The 7,198-nt window shown below is 73.3% G+C and carries 9 protein-coding genes; 4 read left to right on the forward strand and 5 right to left on the reverse strand.

Annotated elements, in window-relative coordinates:
- The first annotated feature begins 222 nt into the window (after positions 1 to 222).
- The 4 genes from PSH25_RS21915 to PSH25_RS21930 all read left to right on the forward strand — a co-directional run bounded on the left by PSH25_RS21915 (position 223) and on the right by PSH25_RS21930 (position 3,621).
- Positions 223 to 1,125 carry a DUF2786 domain-containing protein gene (locus tag PSH25_RS21915; protein ID WP_238660859.1) on the forward strand — a complete coding sequence of 301 codons (903 nt, stop codon included), beginning with the start codon at positions 223 to 225 and terminating at the stop codon, positions 1,123 to 1,125.
- A 147-nt stretch (positions 1,126 to 1,272) separates the two neighbouring features.
- The gene (locus PSH25_RS21920) at positions 1,273 to 1,629 is read left to right on the forward strand and encodes a YciI family protein (protein WP_238660866.1); all 357 of its coding nucleotides are present in this window, start codon (positions 1,273 to 1,275) and stop codon (positions 1,627 to 1,629) included.
- Positions 1,626 to 2,879, forward strand: a complete 1,254-nt coding sequence (locus PSH25_RS21925; RefSeq protein WP_238660860.1) for an RNA polymerase sigma factor — start codon at positions 1,626 to 1,628, stop codon at positions 2,877 to 2,879. The genes PSH25_RS21920 and PSH25_RS21925 overlap by 4 nt, the downstream gene beginning before the upstream one ends.
- 91 nt (positions 2,880 to 2,970) lie before the next feature.
- Positions 2,971 to 3,621, forward strand: a complete 651-nt coding sequence (locus PSH25_RS21930) for a class I SAM-dependent methyltransferase (protein ID WP_238660861.1) — start codon at positions 2,971 to 2,973, stop codon at positions 3,619 to 3,621.
- Between the two features lie 47 nt (positions 3,622 to 3,668).
- Here PSH25_RS21930 and PSH25_RS21935 read toward each other — a convergent pair whose 3' ends face one another.
- From PSH25_RS21935 to PSH25_RS21955, 5 genes are all read right to left on the reverse strand, one after another.
- Positions 3,669 to 5,129 (reverse strand): alpha/beta hydrolase, encoded by a 1,461-nt coding sequence (locus PSH25_RS21935; RefSeq protein ID WP_238660862.1) that lies wholly within the window; start codon positions 5,127 to 5,129, stop codon positions 3,669 to 3,671.
- A gap of 125 nt (positions 5,130 to 5,254) precedes the next feature.
- A complete protein-coding gene (locus PSH25_RS21940) occupies positions 5,255 to 5,524 on the reverse strand; it encodes a hypothetical protein (protein WP_238660863.1) in 270 nt (89 codons plus the stop codon).
- Positions 5,521 to 5,868 carry an ArsR/SmtB family transcription factor gene (locus tag PSH25_RS21945; RefSeq protein ID WP_238660864.1) on the reverse strand — a complete coding sequence of 116 codons (348 nt, stop codon included), beginning with the start codon at positions 5,866 to 5,868 and terminating at the stop codon, positions 5,521 to 5,523. The genes PSH25_RS21940 and PSH25_RS21945 overlap by 4 nt, the downstream gene beginning before the upstream one ends.
- A 163-nt stretch (positions 5,869 to 6,031) precedes the next feature.
- Positions 6,032 to 6,205: a CsbD family protein gene (locus PSH25_RS21950; protein WP_036390803.1), complete on the reverse strand. Its 174-nt coding sequence runs from the start codon at positions 6,203 to 6,205 to the stop codon at positions 6,032 to 6,034.
- An 83-nt stretch (positions 6,206 to 6,288) separates the two neighbouring features.
- The coding region (locus PSH25_RS21955) for a heavy metal translocating P-type ATPase (protein ID WP_238660865.1) at positions 6,289 to 7,198 on the reverse strand (910 nt) is incomplete at its 5' end.

Consider the following 7,198-nt stretch of genomic DNA (forward strand, 5'->3'; position numbering starts at 1 on the left):
GTGCGCTGTCGACTGTCGCTGACCTCGCGCCGCCAGCGCACGACCTCCAGTGCTGATTCCTTGTGTTTGTCGTGATAGCGCGCACAACGGTATCTACCAGCTTCCCACTCTCGACGCGCTTCCGATCTCGCCCAGCGTCGCGACCAGGCCGAGCCGGTCCCGGCCTGGTGGGACGACCAGCTACGCGAGCTCGCGGCCACCGACGGCGGTGCCGACCGGAGCGTGCTGGCCGGCTGGGCCACCCGGGAGGGTCTGGACCGGGCCGACGCGCTCCGCGCGGCCGTGGACACTCTCGCGCTTGTGGAGAGCCTGCCGCCGATCGCGGTGCTGCGCCCACCGCCGGGCACGAGCGGCGCGGCGCTGCCCCGCACGGCCGGCTCGGCACGCAGCGGGTCACCGATGCTGGACCGGGTACGCGCGCTGCTGGCCAAGGCCGAGTCGACCACCTTCCCGGCGGAGGCGGAGGCGCTGACCGGGAAGGCCCAGGAGCTGATCGCCCGGCACAGCATCGACGAGGCGCTGCTGGCCGCCGGGTCGGAGCGCGGGGACCTGCCCGGCGGGGTACGCCTGAGCACGGACGCCCCGTACGCGGGCGCGAAGGCGCTGCTGGTGCAGGAGGTGGCGGCGGCGAACCGGTGTGAGGCGGTCTGGTCCGACGATCTCGGCTTCGCCACCGTGCTGGGCTGGCCGGCCGATCTGGTGGCGGTGGAGTTGCTCTACACGTCGCTGCTGGTCCAGGCCACGGCGGCGATGCTGCGGGGGCGTGCCGAGCGCCGGCCGGGGTCGGGGCGGCGGACGAAGGTCTGGGACGAGTCCTTCCTCAACGCGTTCGCGCTGCGGATCGGCGAACGGTTGCGGACGGCCACCGAGGCGGCGACCGACGCCGCGGACCGGGCGGCGGCCGAGACGGCCGGGGCGGACCGGCTGTTGCCGGTGCTCGCGGCGCGGGGCGAGGCGGTCCGGGAGCGGCTGGACACGCTCTTCCCCGGCGTCACCCGGCACCGGCTCAGCGTGCGCGACGCCGAGGGCTGGTCGTCCGGCACCTCGGCCGCCGACCGGGCGTCGTTGGACGTCGGCGGCGGCCGGAAGCCCCGGCAGGTGCCCGGTCGACCCGATCCGCGCTGAACCATCCGGCGTGGGACCACCCCCGGCGGACGTTTCTGGGTTTTTCTTCGGTACGCGGTAGGGATCGGGGGAACGGCTCCGACCCTCCGGTGAGCCGCGCCCCGCTCGGGGTGCGACCAGAGCCTGAGGAGCATCCCCGTGAAGTACATGCTGCTGATATGGAACCGGCCCGGCTTCACCGATGAGCTGAGCGAGCAGGAGCGCACCGCCCTCTTCGGTGACGTCGACGAGATCATGAAGGAGCTGACCGAGAGCGGCGAGCTGATCGGCGGCCAGGCGTTGGCCAACCCGTCGCAGACGATGACGGTCCGGCTCGTGGACGGCAGCCCCGAGCTCCTCGACGGCCCGTTCATGGAGAGCAAGGAGCAGTTCGCCGGTTACCTGGCCGTCGACTGCGACAGCCCGCAGCGGGCTGCCGAGATCGCCGCCCGCTGGCCGGACGTCCGGTACGGCGGCGCGATGGAGGTCCGCCCGATCATGGACGAGGCCGGGACGGAGATGTGACCGAGGACCGGACGGTCGAGGACCTGCTGCGCACGTTCGCGCCGCAGGTCCTCGGCCTGCTGGTCCGTCGGCACGGACAGTTCGACAGGTGCGAGGACGCGGTCCAGGAGGCACTGCTCGCCGCCGCCACGCAGTGGCCCGGGCAGGGCGTACCGGACAACCCGCGCGCCTGGTTGCTCACCGTGGCCACCCGTCGGCTCACCGACGAGTGGCGCAGCGAGAGCGCGCGCCGGGACCGCGAGGTGGCCGTGGCGCGGCGCGAGCCGGCGTACGCCGGGGTGGCGCCGGCGGCGGACGCGGAGCCCGCCGTTCCGACCGACGACGACACCCTCACGCTGCTGTTCCTCTGCTGCCACCCGGCGCTGCCCGGATCGGCGCAGGTGGCGCTCACCCTGCGGGCGGTCGGTGGTCTCAGCACCGCCCAGATCGCCCGGGCGCACCTGGTGCCCGAGGCGACGATGAGTCAACGGATCCGGCGGGCCAAGCAGCGGGTCGAGGCCGCCGGGGCCCGGTTCACCATGCCCGGGCCGGCCGAGCGGGGCGAGCGGCTGGGAACGGTGCTGCGGGTGCTGTACCTGATCTTCAACGAGGGATACACCGCGTCCACTGGCCCGGACCTGCGCCGGGCCGAGCTGACCGGCGAGGCGATCCGGCTGGCTCGCATCCTGCGCGGGCTGCTGCCCGACGACGGCGAGGTGGCCGGGCTGCTGGCGCTGATGCTGCTGACCGACGCGCACCGGGCGGCCCGGGTGGGGCCGGACGGGGAGTTGGTGCCGCTGGCCGAGCAGGACCGCTCGCGGTGGGACGCCGCCGCCATCGCGGAGGGGGTCGCGCTGATCACCGAGGCGTTGACCTGGTCGCCGCCCGGCCCGTACCAGCTCCAGGCGGCAATCGCCGCCGTGCACGCCGAGGCGTCGACGGCGGCGGAGACGGACTGGCGGCAGATCGTGGCGCTCTACCGACTGCTGGCCCGGATCGCGCCGAACCCGATGGTCACCCTGAACCAGGCGGTGGCGGTGGCCATGGTGGACGGGCCCCGGGCCGGGCTCGCGCTGCTCACGCCGTTGGACGCCGACGAACGCACGGCCGGGCACCACCGGCTGGCCGCGGTCCAGGCTCATCTGTTGGAGCTGGCCGGGGAGGTCGGTGCGGCGCGGGAGGCGTACCTGGCCGCAGCGCGGGGCACCACGAGCCGGCCCGAGCAGCGGTACCTGGAGGTGCGGGCGGCCCGGCTGACCGGGCAGGGGTGACGGCCGCCGTCTTGCCGTTTTGGCAACAAACTTTGCGCATCGCCCGGTCACCGGTCACAGTCGTGGGCGACGCGCGAAGGAGCAGGCACAGATGACCGAGCAGCACGAGTTCGACAAGGACTACTGGGAGCGGCACTGGCACCAGACGCACCACGACCGCCCCGGCGCGATGAGCACGAGTCCCGCGCACCCGTACCTGGCCCGGGAGACCGGCGGTCTGGTGCCGGGCTCGGCGCTGGACGCCGGGTGTGGTGCCGGTGCCGAGGCGATCTGGCTCGCCACCCACGGCTGGCAGGTCACCGCTGTCGACATCGCGCCCGTCGCCCTCGCCCGAGCCGCCGAACGCGCGACGGAGAGCGGGGTGTCCGAGCGGGTGCGGTGGGTGGAGGCGGACCTGACGGCCTGGGCTCCGGAAACGCGGTTCGACCTGGTCACGACGCACTACGCGCACCCCGCGATGCCGCAGTTGGCCTTCTACGACCGCGTCGCCGGGTGGGTGGCGCCCGGCGGCACCCTCCTGATCGTCGGGCATCTGCCCACCTCGAACGCCACCGGGCAGGGGCACGGACACGGGCATGGGCACCACCCGCCCGACGAGGCGTCGGTCACCCTCGCGGACATCACTGCCGGCCTGGACAGCGCCCGCTGGGAGATCAGCACCGCCGAGGAGCACAGCCGAACGGTGCCGGGCCGGGAGGTCCCGCTGCACGACGTCGTCGTACGCGCCACCCGACGCCCCTGAGCACACCGCTGCCGACCGTCGGGCGTCCCGGCGGCCGGCAGCGGCGGTCACACCTCGGGTTCGATGGCCGGGCAGCTGGCGCCCCGAGAGGGCACCACCTGATCGATCAGGTAGGAGTCGACAACTCGTTTCACACACGGGCTGCTGCTGTAACTGCCGTGCCCCCACCCCTGGTAGGTGAGCAGCGCGCCGTGCCGGCCCAACTGCCGGGCCACGTTGCGCGCCCACCCGTAGCCGCTGGCCGGGTCGTGCACGGTGGCGGCGAGCAGCAGCGGCACGTCGGTGTGGACCCGCAGCCGATGCTGCGGGTTGGCCACCGGCGTCGGGGTGCCCAGGCAGGTGACCAGCGCGAACAGCGCCGGCGGGTAGCGCAGGTCCGGCGCGAGCCGGGCCGCCCGGCGCAGGTGTCCGACGTACTCGCGGTGGTCGCGGACCGGCAGGCTCCAGTCCTGGCAGAAGACCGCGAAGGGGTACGCGGCCACGGCCTCGTCCGCCAGCGAGCGGGCGCTCGGCGTGGTGGCGGTGCCCTCCAGTCGGACGATCCACTCGGCCAGCTCCGGCCACCGCCAGGTGTCGTAGAGCTTCTTGTGGGCGAGGCGGCTCAACTCGAACGGGGCGAGCGGGGCCCCGGCCCGGTCCGGGTCGGTCAACGAGCCGCGCTCGGCGCGAGCGTGCAGCCCGGCCCAGCTTGCTCGGATGTCCCGACCGTGCAGGACACAGTCGGCCGAGCGGGCGCACCAGGCCAGGAACTCGTCGAACGCGCCCTCCGCGGTGACGGCCTGGGTGTCCAGGAAGGCGCGGGTGCCGAGGCTGTGGTCCATCGCGGCCTCCAGCACCATGGCCCGGACCCGGTCGGGGTACAGCTCGGCGTACCGCTGCCCGAGCAGGGTGCCGTACGAGCTGCCGTGGAAGGTCAACTGCCGCTCGCCGAGCGCGGCGCGGACCGCGTCCAGGTCGCGGGCTGCACTGGTGGTGTCGACGTGGTCGTAGAGCGCCCCGGTGCGGGCCCGGCAGTCGGCGCGCAGCAGCGCGTTGGTGGTCAGGACGGCATCGAACTGGGCCTGGTCGGCGATCAGCTGCGGTTGCCGGGCGAGCAGAGCCCGGGCGCAGACCACCGGGTGGCTGCCGCCGGTGCCGCGTGGGTCGAAGCTGACGATGTCGAACCGGGCACGCAGGTCGGCACTGAACCGGGAACTGCCGTTCACCACCCGGTCGACCCCGCTGTCGCCCGGCCCGCCGGGGCCGAAGACCAGCGCGCCTTCCCGGGTGGCCGGGTCGGCGACCCGGCGGGCCAACGACAGGTCGAAACGCTCACCACGGGGTCGGTTCCAGTCCACCGGCAGTGACAGGGTGCCGCACTCGGCGCTGGTGTCCGTGGCGCAGGGCCGCCAGTCGATCGTCGGGGCGGGCTGTGGTCGGGCGGCGGCCGGGCTCGCCGGGGTCAGGCCGGCGGCCGTGACGGCCAGGGCGACCGCCCAGCCGACCGCGGATTTGCGTACGCGCAGCATGAGGTGCTGTCCTCTCCTCGAAGGAGCGTTGCCGGTGAAACTCGCCCACCGGGCGAGGTGATGCTGCTTCCACCCGGGCCGTCGAGTAGCCGCTCGACGGCCCGGGGCCTCTCTCGCCCGCCGACTCAGTCGACCTCGCGCAGGACGCGTTCGAGCGTGGTCATCCGGGTCTCCATCCCACCCAGTCGGCCATCCATCGCCGCGAGCAGTCGGGCGTTCTCCGCCTGGGCCTGAGCGGCCGTCTCGGCGAGCCGGCGGTAGTCGTCCGCGCGGGCCGCCTCGTACCGGGCCCGTCGGGTCTTGGCGAATTGGACGACTGTCACCGTGACCACGCTGATCAGGAAACCGAAGATGCCGATCGCGCCGACCACCTCGGTCCAGTCGTGCTCGCTCATCGCTGTGCTCCTGGCTGCTCGCCCGAATCGGGCACGGTCAGCGTCTCGACCGCCGCCGCGATGATCGCGGGGGTGAGTGTGAGCACGAACGGCTCCACCTCGTAGTAGTTCATGGCCTTCCCGTCCTCCGACAACTCCAGGCGGGCGGTGACCAGCCCGGCCGCCGCCAGCTTCCGTAGGTGGACCTGCAACAGCGCCCGGCTGATGCCCAGTTGCCGGGCCAGCCCGCTGACGTACGCACGCTCGCGTGCCAGCGCGGCGACGACCCGCAGCCGGTGCGGGTTGGCCAGGGTGGCCAGCACCCGGACCAGGTCGTCGCCGGTCGGCGGTGGAGCGGTGCTCATAACCAGCCCTTGCACATGCCAAGGAAAGTTAGCAGGTGCCGCCGCACGGCGGTACGGGACGGAAGTGGAATCAGGGGGATCTCAGGGTCGCCGAAAGAGGCCAGACACACAGCACGCCGGGCCGGTGATGATCACCGGCCCGGCGTGCGGGTTACGTCGTACGTCAGCTCTTGAAGGCGTCCTTGATCTTCTCGCCTGCCTGCTTGAGCTTGGCGGTGGACTGGTCAGCGCGACCCTCCGCCTCCAGCTGCTCGTTGTCGGTGGCCCGACCGGCGCCTTCCTTCAGCTTGCCGGTCGCGTCCTCGGTGGCGTTGTTGATCTTGTCGTCGATACCCATTGCCAACCTCCATTGCAAGCATTGCAAGCTTCGCTACAACCACAGAGGTACCCCCGCCGTCACCGGCCCAACCATCGCCGTCGTCACAGATCGGCGGCGGCCGGACGGAAGCGACGCAGGCGCAGGCTGTTGGCCACCACGAAGACCGAGGACAGCGCCATCGTGGCGCCGGCGATCATCGGGTTGAGGAGCCCGGCGGCGGCCAACGGCAGGGCCGCCACGTTGTAGCCGAACGCCCAGAACAGGTTGCCCCGGATGATGCCGAGCGTGCGTCGGGACAACCGGATGGCGTCCACCGCGGCGTCCAGGTCGCCCCGGACGAGGGTGAGGTCGGCCGCCTCGATCGCCACGTCGGTGCCGGTGCCCATGGCCAGCCCCAGGTCGGCCTGGGCCAGCGCCGGGGCGTCGTTGACCCCGTCACCGACCATCGCCACCGACCGCCCCTCGGCCTGGAGCCGCTTGATCACGTCGACCTTCCCGGCCGGCAGCACCTCGGCGATCACCTCGTCGACGCCGACCTCGGCGGCGACCGCGCGAGCCACTGTGGTGTTGTCCCCGGTCAGCAGGACCGGGGTCAGCCCCAGCCCGCGCAGCCGGGCCACCGCCGCCCGGCTGGTCGGCCGGACCACGTCGGCGACCGCGAGCACGCCGCGGGCCCGCCCGTCCCAACCGGCGACGATGGCCGTACGGCCGGCGGCCTCCGCGTCGCGCACGGCCCACTCGACCTCCGGCGGTACGTCGATCTCGCGCCCGCGGAGCAGCCGGACCCGACCGACCAGGACGGCCCGACCGTCGACCGTGCCGGTCACGCCCAACCCTTCGAGGTTGCCGAAGGCGGCCACCGGGGGCAGCGCGCCCGCCTCGGCGGCAGTGGCGGCGATCGCCCGGGCGGTGCGATGCTCGGTTGCGGGCTCCCCCGCCCCGGCCACCCGGCACGACCGGGAGAGCCACATCCTGCAATCCCGTCCCGTGCCGCTTACTCTTTGTACCTTG

This window comes from Micromonospora foliorum, assembly GCF_022229015.1.
Lineage (GTDB): Bacteria > Actinomycetota > Actinomycetes > Mycobacteriales > Micromonosporaceae > Micromonospora > Micromonospora foliorum.